Raw genomic sequence first — 16440 nt, 5'->3', positions numbered from 1 at the left:
TACAGTTGGCAAAATTACTTAAAAATCATGTAATATACAAATAATTGGCTGCGTATTTTGACTTACCATCGCCATTTCACCTGTATTTCGATATCAGTCTGCGAGGAATCGTCTATCTGCTGCAGTCCTGACGAAATACAGTCGCGGTCGAAATACTTGGTACTGCCCACCTTGCAGAGGGCTACGAGATGACTGCCCACATCGGCGCGGGTTGTCAGCACAAGGCGCATGCCACGGCCGAAGAAACTGCCGAAATGTGTGCCGTAGAGCAGTGTGGGCTCGCTGGCATAGATGCGCGCAGCATAGTCGTCGGTACTGAAGTAGCCGGCCATACACGTCAGCCTCAGCCACCGCCATCGGTAGGCTGCTTGCTGGCTTGCCATCCATCCTCGGCTTGCAGCTTCGGGCTCGCGCACATAACTCATGTCGCACTGCGTCTTACAACTCCAGCTTCTGCCCCCATACGTGGCATAAAGTCTGCCTCGCTGGGTCTGATTGTTCTGCTTGTCGCGATAACGGTAACGTGCACCCAACAAGGTTGAGCCCGATGGACGGAAGGTGATGCTGAGCAGATTGTCCCAACTGTGCGTGCTGCCCGTGGTGCCAAACTTGGGCCAGGCGAAATAAGCCACATCAGTGTAAGCCGTCACGTTCCAGCTGTCGGTAGGCGTCCAGCTGCCGCCCAGGTACACGCCACTTTCGTCCTGCACACTGGTTCCGTCGGCAAAGGAACGGGCGTAAAGCGAATAGTAACGATAGGGATAAAAGCGCTGAAGAGCTACCAACGAGAAGCGGTTGGAGAAGACGTAGCTCACGGCGTTGACTGTGGCCACGACCCCACACGAGCCGGTTGCCGTCTCGCCTTGCACCACAAGCCGGGGCGAAACGTAGGAATAGTCTACACTCGCATTCCAGAATGCACTCCCTACAGGCGCAAAACGTTTGTACAACAACTTGCGGTTGGGCGTAAGGGGCAGCGAGAAAGAGTTGTAGAAACCTGTGGCTCCCACATGCAGAGCGCCCCTTCGATAACTCACATTGCCTCCTGCAAGAAAAGCCGACGCCACATCCTTCTTAGCCATCTCGGAGGCGGTGCGGTGCAGTCCTGAGGTGAGAATGGTCTGTATGCCTCCGTCCTTCAGTGTGGCGTCTATCTTGCGATACGACACAAAGCCTGTCACGTCGAGTCCGCGCACTACCGTCACCGTGGCAGCCGCGCCCTGCAGATAGTTGGCTGCATAGCGCGAGCTGTGCGCCCTGATCACATTGCTGTTGCGGCCCAGAGCCGAGAGTGTGGACAACTTGCCAAACGAGAAGTCGTTGTTCAGTATCAGTCCCATTCCCTCATGCAGCCTGTAGCGGCCCAAGGTGAGGTTTTTCAGCCTGCCCCAACCGCGTATCTGAAGATAAAAAGAATAGAAATCGTATCCAGCTCCGTTGCCTTTGCTCATGAAGGGTTCGCCAGCATCTTTCGAACCAGTGAAACCCATTTTCACTTTGTCGCTATAACGAAACTGATAGCGCAGCCAGTGCTTGTAACGACTCCCCATATAACTGCCGTCGGCATCGCCCTTGCGCTCATACAGGGGCACTTTCACCATGCCCATCAGCTCGTGCTTTCCATATTTAGCAATCTGGCGCAGAGAGGGGAAACTCCTTGTCTTCACCTCACCGACATAGACAAAGCACGTCAACAACTGGCGCTGAGCCCACGACATGCCGTTTATCATGGCAAGCTCGCCCAGGCTCTTCATCGCCCCATAGCGATAGATGTAAGCCTCGATGTCCTCTATCTGCTGGGCAGTGAGAAACGGCAGGCGCTGAAGGTCTTCCGTAGTGGCGGTATTGATGTTGATGGGGTGTTCTGCCAACTCGTTCAGCACGTCCTCATATTCCTCCCACGACTGGTCCTCAAAGTCCTCCACATCGCTCAGTTGATCCAGATATTGCTGCCACGGTGTCGCAGCAGTTATCTCCTTCTGAGCCAGGACCATGACCGGCATCAGACATACGAACAAAAGCCAAATTGTCCTCTTCGTCATCTCTTTGGGGCTTTTAGGTTGATCTGTAGATTGTCATTATTGCTTAGGTGCGTACGAGAATGCTCTGTACTTCGGACAAAGGTACTGTGAAATAATGAAAAAGAAGAAGAAAATGGCAAATATTTTTCTTTAAATGCAAAAATATCGTTACTTTTGCGCACAGAATAAGAAATCATGAAAATGAGAAGACTTTTACCCATACTGTTTCCAGCTATCCTCGCCGCACACTCCGCGCCTGCCTTGGCGCAGAGCGACGATACTTCCACGCCTCATCCCGAAGACAGGGAGGTGGACATGGATACACCTACCTTCGACCCCATGGTGAAGGTGGGAAAGGTGCTGATTGGCAAAGACAGCGTACAGTATGTCGAGGTCAACAAGGTGTACGTCTATCCGGAACCCGAGTTCAAGGATGCCAAACAGCGCATGGCTTACAACCGCCTGGTTTACAACATAAAGAAAGTTTTGCCCATCGCCAAGGAAGTAAGACAGATTATTCTGGAAACAGGAGCTTATCTGGAAACACTGCCCAACAAAAAGGCGAAAGACGAGCACATGAAACGAGTGGAAAAAGACATCAAGCGCGAATACACGCCACGCATGAAGAAACTCACCTACGCCCAGGGCAAACTCTGCATCAAACTGGTTTACCGCGAGTGTAACTCATCTTCCTATCAGCTGATACAGGCTTTTCTTGGTCCCATCCGTGCTGGCTTCTATCAGGCTTTTGCCGCCCTCTTTGGTGCCAGCCTTACCAAGAAATACGACCCCAACGGCGTAGACCGACTTACCGAACGTGTGGTAAGACAGGTGGAATCGGGACAGATTTGACTTTTCTATGTATGGAAAGGTCATATACTGTAACATCTTGAAAAGTTAGTCATTTTAGTCATTAGTCATTAGTCATTTTGACACTTTGACATTTTGACACTTTGGAATCGTGGTTTCCTGACTTGCTTCATTTTCTCTTAATGACTAATGACTAATGACTAAAAAACAGAGAAGAGGATGCTGAAATTCGGTCATTTTGTGTCATGGTCATTTTGTGTCATTTTCGTTTTTAAAGAGAAAAAGCGCTCTATATAACTGAGGTCTCTTAAGCCCCACGGAGGCATCTATTATGACCAAGGGAGGTCACAATAGACGACCGGCGTCGGTCGTCTATTAAGACCCAAAGGAGGCACAATACAGAGCTATGCAGCATGGTGAACAAATGCTACAATATCTCTGCTCAAGATGGGGCTTCCCAACATACGACGAGGAAACTATTCCTCGGTGTAAAGCACCTGAATGATGGTTTGCCCCACAGCCTTGAGAGTGTTCTTGTCGAGATGAGCCATGTCGTCGTTCACGGTGTGCCAAGTAGGACCGAAACTGCTCTGCTGGCAATCGGGATAATAGGGGATGATGTCGATGGTAGGAATCTTCGCCTTCTGGTTGACAGGAATGTGATCGTCGGTAATCATGCCTCCGTCGCTTTTGGGGAAGAAACTGCCATAACCAGCCTGGCGGGCTGCACGCCACACCTTATGAACTACCGAAGAGGCATACTGCATGGACATGCCCTCACGATAGAACTGAGCGCCCTGTCCGCCTACCATATCGAGCAGAATGCCGTAACGGGGCTGATAATCAGAAGGTTTGTTCTCGCTCCAATATTGAGCACCTAAAGCCCAGGAGTCGCCATCGTCCTGAACGTCAGCCCACTGTGGAGTTCCCCAGTCCTCGGTATCGAAGCACACGAAGTCGACTCCGATTTGTGGATTCAGTTTCTTGTCGGCCTGCAGCTGTCGGGCTATCTCCAACATCACGGCTATGCCGCTTGCGCCATCGTTGGCAGCCATGACCGGCTTGCGCCAGTTGGCACTGTCGGGATCATTGTCTGCCCATGGACGACTGTCCCAATGGGCACACAGAAGGATGCGTGTGGATGCCTGAGGATTGTAATGGGCTATGATGTTGGTGTTCTTGAGTACAGTACCGTCGTAGCCCTTAAGATCGGCTTTCTGGGTTTCCACCTGACAGCCGAACTGACGGAACTTGCTGACGATCCATTCGCCACAACGCTCGTGCGCTTCGCTGTTCATGGTACGCGGACCGAACTGGCATTGTGCGTTACAATAGGCGAAAGCGGAGTCGGCATTGAAGGCTGGACCCACGGGATTGAGTTTCTCGGCCTCTTCCACCTCCTGCACGTCGGGCGACACACTATGGCTATTGGTATAGGTGTAAGCCCCGGCAGCAATGGCTGCCGCAGCAACAAAGCCCAATATGATTTTCATCTTTTTTGTCATCGTTTAATATTTTCTTCTCTTACAACGTTCTACTTTCTTCATTCTTCACTTAACACTCTCCTGTACCTGCTGCATGACACGAAGCCAGTTGCCGCCCCAAATCTTGGCAATATCTGTCTCGCTGTACTTGCGGCGCAACAGCTGCTGGGTGAAGAGAATGAGCTCTGAGGAATCGGCAAGTCCGCGAATGCCTCCATCACCGTCAAAGTCGGTTCCCAAGCCCACGTGATCGATTCCCACAATGCTGATGGCATGCTCCAGATGGGCAATGGCGTCGAGAATGTCGGCCTCGCCATCCTTGCGAAGGAAACCATGATAGAGCGTAACTTGCGCCACACCTCCACGGGCAGCCAATGCACGAAGCTGGTCGTCGGTAAGATTGCGTGGAACATCGCAGAGGGCACGGCAACTGCTGTGACTGCACACGATAGGTGTACTGCTTATCTGAAGAGCATCGTAGAAACTCTTCTCGGAGGCATGACTCAGGTCGACCATGAGGCCCAGACGGTTCATCTCGCGAATAACCTGCTCGCCAAAGTCGCTCACTCCATGATGGGTGTTGTTGCCACGGGCACTGTCACAAATATCATTGTCGCCGTTGTGGCAAAGTGTGATATAGACGATGCCTCGCTGGGCAAAATGTTCCACATTGGCAAGGTCGTGATGAATTGCCAAACCGTTCTCTATGCCGAGCATGATGCTCTTGCGACCAGACTGCTTGTTGGCATACAATTGGGCTGGAGTGCGGGCAAATGCCAGATAATCGGAATTCTGAGCCACGATGTCGCCTATCTTATCGAAGATGAGGTCGGCATACTGCACAGGCGTCTCTACATCAAACTCCACCTTGCTGCTGAAACTCTCACCGGGCTTGGGTTGCGGCAGATAAGCCACCATCGTAGTGGCGTCCTGCCGACCGTCAGTCATCTTGTGAAGGTCGACAAGGATGCGAGAATCGCGATGGTCGAACCGAACACCCTGAGGAAAGAACATCGGAGTGTCGCAATGGGTGTCGAGAGTAAGATTGCGGGCATGAAACTGCTTGGCAGCATAGAACTCGTCTGCCCTTTCTACCAGCCAACGGAAGATTTTCTGACCTTCCGCCTCGAGCCATTCTGGATGCCATTGCACACCGAGAATCGACTTGTACTCGCTGCTCTCTATGGCCTCGATGATGTTGTCGGCAGAACGGGCAATGACACGGAAGCGCTTGCCGGGCTGGCTCACAGCCTGATGATGAAACGAATTGACCATGATGCGCTCGCTGCCATATATATTATATAAGGTAGAGTCCTTGACCAAGCTGACGCTGTGGGTTGGCTCCGAACGGTCGGCATCCTGGCTGTGCTTCACCTGCTGTTCTATATCTTGTTCCACCTTTCCGCCAAGGGCTATCGCCAAGGTCTGTATGCCACGACAGATGCCCAACATAGGAATCTGACGATTGAAGGCAAGGCGAACGAGCAAGAGTTCGGCAAGATCGCGCTCACGATTGATGTTGTGCAGACGGGGCGAAGGCTCCTCGCCCATCCACAAAGGGTTATGGTCGCCACCGCCCGTCAGAATGAGTCCGTCCAACTGCTGGAGGGTATTGATGATGACGGCTGTGTCGGCCACTGGAGGAACGATGACCGGCACTCCGCCAGCCTCGACCACCTGCTTGTAATAACGTTCACGAAGCGTAGCGTCGATGCCCTCGTAATTGGCAGTAAGGCCTATGAGGGGACGATGCTTCGCTTCGGGAAAGGCGGAGTACACACCCTGCAGGTGCGACTCCAAATCAAAGTTTTCCATTTATTCGTCTTCCAAAATAACAGGTATCTCACGCTTGATGCTCTGCTCCAGAGAGATGAGAGTCTCGGTGGAAACGACACCAGGGATGGCCTGCAACTTATTGTTGAGCAAATCCATGAGCTGCTCGTTATCGCGGGCATAGAGTTTAAGAAGCATGGTATAGGAACCAGTGGTGAAATGGCACTCCACGATTTCGGGGATGTTGAGCAGACGCTCCACCACCTTCTTGTACATGTTGCCTCGCTCGAGGTTGATACCGACATAGGTGCAGGTGGAATAACCCAAGCTCTTGGGGTTGACATCGAAACCGCTGCCGGTGATGTAACCATCCTCCACCAAGTGCTGCACACGCTGATGAATGGCTGCACGCGACACACCACACTCTGCTGCTACGTCCTTGAAAGGTATGCGGGCATTCTTAGACAAGATGCCCAGGATTTTTCTGTCAAGATTATCTATTTTATCCATTCTTTATGTTTTTAATGTCGTTATTTCATCTTTGTGGCCATGATAATACAATATGGTCCAAGCACTTCTTACAATTTTTATTTATTCAGTTTCCAGGTTACACCATCCTTGGTGTCCTTCACCTCGAAACCTGCCTCAGCAAGGGCATCGCGAATCTGGTCGCTGGTAGCCCAGTCTTTGTCAGCCTTGGCCTTGGCACGCAGGTTGAGCACCATGTCGACAACCTTGCCGTAAGCTTCCTCACGGGCATCGTTGTTGGCTCCCTTCTCGCTCTTCAGTCCCAGAAGGTCGAAGGTGAAAAGACGCATGGTGTCAGAAAGTTCCTTCAAGTCGTCGGCCGAGATATTGGCCTTATGGTCAAGGGCGGTATTGATGACATGACATGCCTCGAAGAGATAACTGATGACAAGCTGTGTCTGGAAGTCGTCGTTCATCGCATCATAGCAACGCTGGCGCAACTCGCCCACAAACTTCTTCACCTGCTCGTCGCTCTGCTTGGCTACAGGCACACGCTCAAGGTCGTTCAAGCCATTCATCAAGCGCTCCAGTCCTTTCTGACTTGCCTTCAGGGCATCGTTGGAGAAATCGACGGTGCTGCGATAGTGGGCAGAAAGGATGAAGAAACGGATGGTCATAGGCGAATAAGCCTGCTCCAGACTCTTATGGGCACCAGTGAAGAACTGCTCAAGCGTAATGAAGTTGCCGAGGCTCTTGCCCATCTTCTGTCCGTTGATGGTAATCATGTTGTTGTGCATCCAGTAGTGAACCATCTGGTCGCCCTGCGAAGCCACAGCCTGCGCTATCTCGCACTCATGATGAGGGAAGATGAGGTCCATGCCGCCTCCGTGAATATCGAAATGGCTGCCCAGATATTTTCTGCCCATAGCAGTACACTCGCAATGCCAGCCGGGGAAACCATCGCTCCAAGGACTTGGCCAGCGCATGATGTGCTCGGGCGAAGCCTTCTTCCAAAGGGCAAAGTCGGCCTGATTTTTCTTCTCGCCGATACCGGCAAGCTCACGGCTCTCGTTGATGACATTCTCTAAGTTGCGGCCCGAAAGAATGCCATACTTATGGTCTTTGTTATACTTCTCTATATCGAAATAGATAGAGCCATTGCTCTCGTAGGCATAACCGTTGTCGAGAATCTCCTGCACCAGCTTCTCCTGCTCGATGATATGACCCGTGGCATGAGGCTCAATGCTTGGAGGAAGTACATTGAGTGCCTCCATCGCATCGTGATAGCGGTTGGTGTAGTACTGGGCTATCTCCATTGGCTCCAACTGCTCCAGTCGTGCCTTCTTCTCTATCTTGTCGTCGCCCTCATCGGCATCGTGCTCCAGGTGTCCCACATCGGTAATGTTGCGCACATAGCGCACCTTGTATCCCAAATGCTTGAGATAACGAAAAAGAATATCGAAAGTAATGGCAGGACGCGCATGACCAAGATGCGGGTCGCCATACACAGTGGGGCCACAAACGTACATGCCTACATTGGGGGCATGAAGCGGTGTAAATCTCTCCTTTGTGCGGGTGAGGGTGTTATAGATCAATAGTTTCTGTTCCATATTTTATAACGCTTTTTCTTTTTTGTTTATTATGTTGCAAAGTTAGTGTTTTTTTTCGATTAATCAGTCAATTTGCTAACAAAATGTTGCTATAATCGTTAAAATCTTCTTAAACTGCCATAAAAAACTCACCTAATGATAGTTTATCGCAAAAAGAATTAAAGCAATAAAGTTATAGGGAATAAAGCATACAATGACAACATTACAGCACTTATTTTTGCATAAAGCAGAAAACAATCGTATATATATACAACAAAGATAACTAAATAACCTTTTATTTGCATAAAACTAACAAAAAGTTATTTTGTTTTAAAAGATTTGTGTAACTTTGCAACCCAAACATCAAAGATTTAAACATAAAGAAAAAATGGCATACACAAGGCTGACAGCTGCCGAAGCAGCAGCTATGATCAAGGATCAAGACAACATCGGACTGAGTGGATTTACTCCTAACGGCGTACCAAAGGCTACTTTCCGAGAACTCTCTAAGAGAGCCATCGCCGAACACGAGGCTGGACGCCCGTTCCAGGTGGGAATCCTGACTGGTGCCTCTACATCGCAGAGCATCGAAGGCGACATGGCTGCAGCCAACGCCATCAAGTTCCGTGCGCCATTTTCGACCAATAAAGACTTCCGCACGCATACCAACATGGGCGAAATAGACTATGAGGATATGCACTTAGGGCACATGGCTGAGCGTCTGCGCCGCGGCTTCTATGGAGAGATAGACCTTGCCATCATCGAGGTTTCCGACCTGGAGGAGGGCGAAACTACCTGCAAGGCTTTCCTCACATCGGCTGGCGGCATCGTGCCCACAATCGTGCGTCTCGCCAAAAAGGTGCTCATCGAGAAGAATTCATTCCATAGCCCTGCATCTCGATTTCTGCACGACGTGTATGAAATTGCAGAATGCCCATTCCGCAAACCTATTCCAATACTGAATGTAGGCGACAGAATAGGAAAAGAGTATGTAGAAATAGACGCAAGAAAGATTGTGGGAGTGGTGGAATGCAATATTCCGGAAGAGGCACGAGCCTTCAAACCTCTCGACCCTGTGACAGAACAGATGGGACACAACGTTGCCGACTTCCTGGTATCAGACCTGAAAAAGGGACATATTCCTCCACAGTTCCTGCCGCTTCAGAGCGGTGTGGGAGTCACTTCGAATGCTGTTCTGGAGGCATTAGGACAAAATCCGAACGTGCCGGTATTCAGCGTTTACACCGAAGTGGTACAGGATGCGGTGGTGAAATACATGCGTGAGGGAAGAATCAAGGACGCTTCATGCTCGTCGCTCACCGTGACCAACGATACATTGAAAGAAGTGTACGACGACATCGACTACTTCAAACAGCACCTCACCATCCGGCAGAGCGAGATAAGCAACTCGCCAGAGGTGATTCGCCGACTGGGAGTCATCGCCATGAACACCGCCATAGAATGCGACATTTATGGCAACGAGAACTCAAGCCACATCTGTGGAAGCAAGTTGATGAACGGAATCGGAGGAAGCTGCGACTACGAACGAAACGGATTCATATCGATCTTCACCACACAGAGCACCACCAAGAACGGCTGCATCTCTGCCATTGTGCCTATGTGCAGCCATGTGGACAGCACGGAGCACGATGTGGACGTCATTGTGACTGAACAGGGCGTTGCTGACCTGCGAGGAAAGGGTCCGCTGCGCAGAGCTAAAGAGATTATCGAGAATTGTGCTCATCCCGACTACCGACCCATGCTGCGCGAATACCTGAAGCTGGCAGAGAAGGGACACGAACCTCAGAGCATGAGGGCTGCGCTCGCCATGCACGACACCTTCCTGAAGAAGGGCGATATGCGACTCACCGACTTCGGGGAATATCTGAAATAAAACAGACAAAGCAGATGATGAAGATTTAAACAAAAAGAGCTTGATGAGCGGACCGATATCGGCCATTCATCAAGCTCTTTGCTTTATGCTTCTGTTTCTACAGAATTCTCTTAGTGAGGAATTTAAACCGTCACTTAGTTTACTTTCTTCTCTTGGCTACAGCCTTTTTGGCAGGAGTCAATTTCTTGGCAGAAACAACTTTCTTGGCTGCAGCTGTCTTGTCGCTCACTTCTGTGGCTGGCTGAGCTTCCTTAACCTCTGGCTTTACGATGCTTACCAACTCCAGGTCGAACACCAAAGTAGAATAAGGAGGAATCTGACCAGCACCACGCTCGCCATAAGCCAACTCCTGAGGAATGTAAATTTCCCACTTACTGCCTACAGGCATCATCGTCAAGGCTTCAGTCCAGCCCTTGATAAGACGGCCGGCATTAAACTTGTCTGTCTTGGCACCATGATGCTTGGAAGTGGCATCAAACACTGTGCCGTCGAGCATACGACCCTCATAGATGACCTCTACCTCATCGCTCGCCTTAGGGACTTCGCCATTGCCTTCCTTCAGCACCTTGTACTGCAAACCGCTTGGAGTAACCTTCACGCCTTCTTTCTTGGCATTCTCTGCCAACCAACGCTTGCCGGCACCCATCAGCACATCTTCTGTATACTCAGCTGCCTTGGCAGGAGTGAAGAAAGTGGTGTCCTTAGAAAGTGTGGCAACAAAACCCTGGTTGAACAAGTCGGCAACAATAGAATCCTTGCTCGACTTAAACTCCTTCTGTGTGGCAGGAAGAATACGGTTCTTCGCCATCTGGGCAATGAGAATACCTGCAGCATAAGCCACATCCTGAGGAGTATTGCCACGCTGGAAAGCCTCGCTGTAACCCTTAACAAAATCGCTCATATAGGCTGTATCAACCTGATAAGCCTGCTGAAGATAAGGTATCAAACCCTGATTGCTTGCTTTCATTCCGGCAGCATAGCTCAACGAGTCGGAAACTGAAGCCAACACTACTGCAGACGCGGCTGGCTTCTTGGCCTTGTCCTTTTTCTTACCCTTGCCTGCAGCGCTCGCCGTAAACAAAGAAGCACTCGCCACGAGGACGAGCGCTGTCATTATCATTTTATTCATATTTCTCGAAAGTCCTCTTTATTATTGAGTCTCTTAAAGGATATTACTTGGCACCAAGTGAAACCAACTCTATCTTGAAGATAAGAGCAGAGAATGGCTTAATCTGAGCCTGCTCACGCTCGCCGTAAGCCAATTCCTGAGGAATGTAAACCTCCCAAACTGAACCTACAGGCATGCGAACCAAAGCCTCTGTCCAGCCCTTGATAACCTGATTGGCACGAAGGGTAACAGCATCGCCACGCTTATAAGAAGAATCGAATACCTTGCCATCGATGGTCTTGCCCTCATAATTTACCTTTACCAAAGAAGTGTCCTTAGGCATTGGACCATTTCCCTCCTTGATTACCTTGTACTGAAGACCTGAAGGAAGTGTTACCACACCCGGCTTCTTCTTGTTGGCAGCGAGGAATTTCTCACCAGCCCGCTTGTTAGGACCATACTGCTTCTCCATAGCCTTAGCCTTGATAGCCATCATCTTGGCCTGAGCCACCTGCTGAGCCTGCTCTACTGTCATCAAGCCCTTCTTGCCTGTAGTACCGGTGATGAAACCAGCCATGAAGTTCTTCAAAGAGATTGTCTGGGTAGAGTCATTGCCAAACACTTCGTGGTTAATACCCTTTACCATCTGGTTGCTAATCTGCTGACCAATCTGAATACCAGCATAGTAAGCTGCCTTCTTCTTGTCATCGCCAGCATTGGCACCATCATTCAGACCCTTGATAAAATCGTCCATGTAAGCTGTATCCACGCCCATGCGTTCTACCAAGAACTCCTTCAAGCCCTGAGTTTGAGACATACCCATGGCATAACTCATTGTGTCGACATCGTTCTTGAGGTCTGCCTTAGGAGTTGAGTTGCCGCAAGCTACAAATGTAGCTGCTGCACAAGCCACAACGGCTCCGAAAAATAACTTTTTCATTGTTTTCTTTATGTTTTAATCTTAATTCTCGTTTACTTTACTGCTACAAGCTCTACATCAAAAATCAATGCTGAGAATGGAGGAATAGCAGCACCTGCGCCACGCTCGCCATAACCCAACTGATAAGGAATGAAGAAGCGGTACTTGGCACCCTCGGTCATGAGCTGAAGGCCCTCGGTCCAACCTGCGATAACCTGATTCAATGGGAAGGTGGCAGTCTGACCACGGTCATAAGAGCTGTCAAACTTGGTTCCGTCGATGAGAGTTCCCTCATAGTGGCACTCCACCTGATCGGTAGCCTTAGGAGCCTTGCCGTTTCCTTCACGCAAAACCTGATATTGCAAACCACTCTTGGTGGTGATGATGCCTTCCTTCTTACCATTCTCGGCGAGGAACTTTTCACCAGCTTCCTTGGCTACTTTGCCCTTCTCGGCTGCTGCAGCCTGAGCCTTAGCCTCCTGAGCGGCGAAGAAATTCTGAACCAACTCCTGTGCCTCCTGCTCGCTAATCTGCAACTTGCCAGCAATGGCGTCCTTGACCGCCTGAGCAAAATCATCGATGTTTAATGTCTCTGCACCCATCGATGCCAACTGGCGACCAATGCCAATACCCAAAGCGTAACTTACTTTGTCCATAAATCTATCTATAAAAGTTTTTTGTTATTAATATTCTTATTTTACTTTAAAACGAGTGCAAAGATAACATTTTTCTTACTCATAACGATGCTATTTGCAGAAAAATTGCTATTTTTGTGCATTCTTAATAAAAGATTTATGAAGAAACTCGTATTTTTAACAGGTGCCGGCATGTCGGTGGAAAGCGGATTCAAGACTTTCCGGGGCAATGATGGATTGTGGGAGAACTATCCTGTGGAACAGATAGCCACCCACGAAGGCTGGGAGGCCGACCCAACCTTAGTGACCAACTTCTATAATATGCTGCGCAAGAAACTGTACGCGGCAAAGCCCAACGAGGGACATAAGCTCATCAAGGAGCTGGAGAATAACTTCGAGGTGACCGTGATTACGCAGAACGTGGACAACCTGCACGAGAAGGCTGGCTCAAGCCATGTCATACATCTGCATGGAGAACTCTCCAAGGTTTGTTCTTCCGACAATCCTTACGACTATCGCTACATCAAGGAGTTGCCAGAGGATGATTGCGAGGTGGAGCCTGGCACCAAGGCAGGCGATGGCAGTCTCTTGCGCCCCTTCATCGTCTTCTTCGGCGAGAATGTTCCGATGATAGAACCTGCTGCCGAGGCGGTGCAGAATGCCGACATCTTCGTCATCATCGGCACCTCCCTCAACGTCTATCCTGCCGCCGGCTTGATTTCCTACACCAAGCCCCACATCCCTATCTACCTGATTGACCCAGGCGCTGTCAGCACGAACGGATACTACAAGATTGAGCATATCATGAAGGGGGCTTCCGAAGGAATGAAAGATTTAAAGGACATATTGCTGAAATAGTGACAACAAAGCTACTTTGAGCATCAGTTCCTAAAACTCTATACCTTAAACATCCCCCTAATTATTAAAACAACCCCCTTAACTATTAAAATAAGAAAAACTATGGGAAAAGGAAAAAAAGGAGGCAAAAGAATGAACAAGGCACAGCTTACTGAGAAGCTGCACGATTTCTTTGCCAGTCAGCCAGGCGTCACTCTCAGTTTCAAGGAAATTTTCCGTGCCCTGCATCTTGATACACATCCTCTGAAGATGTTGGCTATCGACATCATGGAGGAAATGGCATGGGACGATTATCTCGCCAAAGTAAGTGACAACTCATACAGGCTCAACCAGAGCATTCAGGTCATGGAGGGAAAGTTTGTGCGAAAACCAAATGGTAAGAACTCTGTAATACCTGAAGGAAGCGAGAAACCGATCTTTGTGTCGGAACGAAACTCAATGGGTGCTCTCAGCGGCGACATGGTGGAATTTACGTTCCTCGCACGACGCAAGAACCACATCAAGGAGGCACAGGTCAACAGAATCATAGAACGTGCCAAGGACAGCTTCGTGGGACGACTGAAAGTAGATAAGGATATCGCTTATCTGGTAACACCAAGTGATGTGTTTGCTCACAACATCATCATTCCTAAACGAAAGTTGAAAGGTGGAAAAACTGACGACAAGGCTGTGGTACGCATCATAGAATGGCCAGACGGAGAAAACAAAAGCCCCATCGGAGAAGTGGTGGATGTGCTGGGACAGAAGGGCGACAACGATGTGGAGATGAACTCTATCTTAGCCCAATATGGATTGCCATACAAGTATCCTAAAAACGTAGAGGATGCTGCCAACAAAATTACTGGCGAAATCACAGAGCAAGATTATAAGGAAAGAGAAGACTTCAGGGATGTGTTCACTTGCACAATAGACCCTAAGGACGCAAAAGACTTCGACGACGCACTCAGTATACAGAAACTGGACAACGGAAACTGGCAGGTGGGTGTGCACATTGCTGACGTTTCACACTACGTCACAGAAGGAAGTATCATAGACAAGGAAGCTGTGAAGCGTGCCACATCTGTCTATCTCGTTGACCGCACTATCCCTATGTTGCCAGAACGACTCTGCAACTTCATCTGCTCTCTGCGACCCGACGAGGAGAAACTGGCTTACAGTGTTATCTTCGAACTCGACAATAATGCAGAAGTAAAGAACTACCGAATCGTTCATACTGTCATCAAGAGTAACCGACGCTATAAATATGAAGAGGTTCAGGAATTACTGGAAGCCAATGGAGTTGTCGACGGAACTGGAGAACCGGCACCAGCAGAAACCAAGCAACATCCTTATCAGGGAGAAAATGCGCTGCAGCTCATCACACTCGACAGACTGGCTAAGAAACTCCGTGCAGCACGATTCAAGAACGGAGCCGTGAAGTTCGACCGCGAGGAATTGCACTTCGATGTTGACGAAAAGGGAAAACCTATAAGCTGCTATTTCAAACGCTCTAAGGATGCAAACAAACTTGTAGAGGAATTCATGCTCCTTGCCAACCGCACAGTGGCAGAAAGCATCGGAAAGACAAAGAAAGGAAAGAAGTCTAAAACCCTGCCTTACCGTATACACGACAATCCGGATCCACAGAAACTGGAAACACTGCGCGAGTTTGTCGTAAAGTTCGGCTATAAGATGAAAACGGAAGGAACAAAGGGAGCCACGGCAAAGAGCCTGAACAAACTGATGGCCGACTGTGAGGGGAAACCCGAAAACAACCTTATTCAGATGGTTGCTCTGCGAGCCATGATGAAGGCAAAATACTCAGTACACAACATCGGACACTTTGGTTTGGCTTTTGAGTATTACACGCACTTTACTTCTCCAATACGCCGTTATCCCGACACGATGGTGCATCGTTTACTGACCAAGTATGCTGCTGGTGGAAGAAGCGCCAACGAAAAGCATTACGAAGAACTCTGCGAACATTGCTCTGAAATGGAACAGATTGCACAGAATGCGGAACGAGACAGCATCAAATACAAAATGGTAGAATTTATGGGCGATAAGCTCGGAGAGGAATTTGATGCCCACATTAGTGGAATAACAAGCTATGGTATCTATGCAACAATAGACGAAAACCACTGCGAAGGTATGATTCCTATGCGAGATATCGCTGATGACTATTACGACTTCGACGAAAGAAACTTCTGCCTGGTAGGGCGTCGCCATCACAATAAATATCAGTTAGGTGATGAAATCCGCATCAAGGTGGCTCAGGCCAACCTCGAAAAGAAACAACTTGACTTCACTCTGGCTGGAGATTCTGCTCCTGTTCGCAAAGAAAAGCCTGCGGCAAGCTCATCATCTAAAAGAACTAAGAAGTCTAAGCAGAAGACACGCAATCATCGTAAAAACAAATAATCTCTCAATATCATACTGGGCTAACCTTCATGGTTAGTCCAGTTTTTTATTAATCCCGTACCTATACGCACAAAATTCTGCGTAATCAAGGACCGAACTAATCTAAATCTGTAATATTAAATATCCCCCATTAAATTTATATTAAAAATCAGTACCATTAGTGAATGAAGGAAAAAGAAAAAGCGACGAAATAAGATCTACGGGTGCTACAACATCATTAAGAATTGTGTCTTCAGCATGATTTATCAGAAGAGCCAACAAAAGCTGCATCAGCAAATGGAAATGCATCAACAAGAGCAACATTATCAGCAAGAACAGCATTATCAACAAGAGCTGCTTCATTATTGTGAATTACAGCATCAGCGTGATCAGTGTGGAAAAACGAAAAAGCCTCAGGAATCTTTCGAAACCTGAGGCCTTGATGAAAAAAGGAGGCGGCTACCTACTCTCCCGCATTGCATTGCAGTACCATCGGCGCAAG

General features: G+C 49.0%; 13 protein-coding genes. 5 read left to right on the top strand and 8 right to left on the bottom strand.

What is annotated here, in order from left to right; translation table 11 throughout:
* Positions 1-62: 62 nt before the first annotated feature.
* The gene (locus F7D20_RS03445; protein WP_158462860.1) at positions 63-2042 is read right to left on the bottom strand and encodes a helix-hairpin-helix domain-containing protein; all 1980 of its coding nucleotides are present in this window, start codon (positions 2040-2042) and stop codon (positions 63-65) included.
* 180 nt (positions 2043-2222) lie between these two features.
* Here F7D20_RS03445 and F7D20_RS03440 point away from each other — a divergent pair, with 180 nt between their 5' ends.
* Positions 2223-2873, top strand: a complete 651-nt coding sequence (locus F7D20_RS03440) for a DUF4294 domain-containing protein (RefSeq protein ID WP_158462859.1) — start codon at positions 2223-2225, stop codon at positions 2871-2873.
* A 434-nt stretch (positions 2874-3307) separates the two neighbouring features.
* On the opposite strand, the gene F7D20_RS03435 is transcribed toward F7D20_RS03440, so the two are convergent.
* From F7D20_RS03435 to cysS, 4 genes are all read right to left on the bottom strand, one after another.
* Entirely contained in the window at positions 3308-4336 is a 1029-nt protein-coding gene (locus F7D20_RS03435; RefSeq protein WP_158462858.1) for a M28 family peptidase, read from the bottom strand.
* 45 nt (positions 4337-4381) lie between these two features.
* The gene (locus tag F7D20_RS03430; protein WP_158462857.1) at positions 4382-6130 is read right to left on the bottom strand and encodes a membrane dipeptidase; all 1749 of its coding nucleotides are present in this window, start codon (positions 6128-6130) and stop codon (positions 4382-4384) included.
* Positions 6131-6598 (bottom strand): Lrp/AsnC family transcriptional regulator, encoded by a 468-nt coding sequence (locus tag F7D20_RS03425; RefSeq protein ID WP_022252473.1) that lies wholly within the window; start codon positions 6596-6598, stop codon positions 6131-6133.
* A 77-nt stretch (positions 6599-6675) separates the two neighbouring features.
* Positions 6676-8166 carry a cysteine--tRNA ligase gene (gene cysS / locus F7D20_RS03420; protein ID WP_158462856.1) on the bottom strand — a complete coding sequence of 497 codons (1491 nt, stop codon included), beginning with the start codon at positions 8164-8166 and terminating at the stop codon, positions 6676-6678.
* Between the two features lie 367 nt (positions 8167-8533).
* On the opposite strand from cysS, the gene F7D20_RS03415 reads away from it, so the two are divergent.
* On the top strand, positions 8534-10039 hold the full coding sequence (locus tag F7D20_RS03415; protein WP_022252470.1) for an acetyl-CoA hydrolase/transferase C-terminal domain-containing protein: 1506 nt from the start codon (positions 8534-8536) through the stop codon (positions 10037-10039).
* Positions 10040-10178: 139 nt separating this feature from the next.
* On the opposite strand, the gene F7D20_RS03410 is transcribed toward F7D20_RS03415, so the two are convergent.
* Genes F7D20_RS03410 through F7D20_RS03400 form a run of 3 tightly spaced genes read right to left on the bottom strand, consistent with a single transcriptional unit; the run spans position 10179 to position 12722 of the window.
* On the bottom strand, positions 10179-11168 hold the full coding sequence (locus F7D20_RS03410) for an FKBP-type peptidyl-prolyl cis-trans isomerase (protein ID WP_158462855.1): 990 nt from the start codon (positions 11166-11168) through the stop codon (positions 10179-10181).
* A gap of 43 nt (positions 11169-11211) precedes the next feature.
* Positions 11212-12087, bottom strand: coding sequence for an FKBP-type peptidyl-prolyl cis-trans isomerase (locus F7D20_RS03405; RefSeq protein WP_158462854.1), 876 nt, complete (start codon positions 12085-12087; stop codon positions 11212-11214).
* A 32-nt stretch (positions 12088-12119) separates the two neighbouring features.
* On the bottom strand, positions 12120-12722 hold the full coding sequence (locus F7D20_RS03400; protein ID WP_022252467.1) for an FKBP-type peptidyl-prolyl cis-trans isomerase: 603 nt from the start codon (positions 12720-12722) through the stop codon (positions 12120-12122).
* 138 nt (positions 12723-12860) lie between these two features.
* Here F7D20_RS03400 and F7D20_RS03395 point away from each other — a divergent pair, with 138 nt between their 5' ends.
* From F7D20_RS03395 to F7D20_RS03385, 3 genes are all read left to right on the top strand, one after another.
* A complete protein-coding gene (locus tag F7D20_RS03395) occupies positions 12861-13559 on the top strand; it encodes an SIR2 family NAD-dependent protein deacylase (protein ID WP_158462853.1) in 699 nt (232 codons plus the stop codon).
* A 102-nt stretch (positions 13560-13661) separates the two neighbouring features.
* Positions 13662-15959 (top strand): ribonuclease R, encoded by a 2298-nt coding sequence (gene rnr, locus F7D20_RS03390; protein WP_158462852.1) that lies wholly within the window; start codon positions 13662-13664, stop codon positions 15957-15959.
* A 237-nt stretch (positions 15960-16196) separates the two neighbouring features.
* Positions 16197-16373 (top strand): hypothetical protein, encoded by a 177-nt coding sequence (locus F7D20_RS03385; RefSeq protein WP_158462851.1) that lies wholly within the window; start codon positions 16197-16199, stop codon positions 16371-16373.
* The last annotated feature ends 67 nt before the right edge of the window (positions 16374-16440 follow it).

Origin of the sequence: Segatella copri (assembly GCF_009495355.1) — a bacterium.
In the GTDB taxonomy this organism is placed as follows: domain Bacteria; phylum Bacteroidota; class Bacteroidia; order Bacteroidales; family Bacteroidaceae; genus Prevotella.
This window is presented reverse-complemented; position numbering and strand designations above follow the sequence as displayed.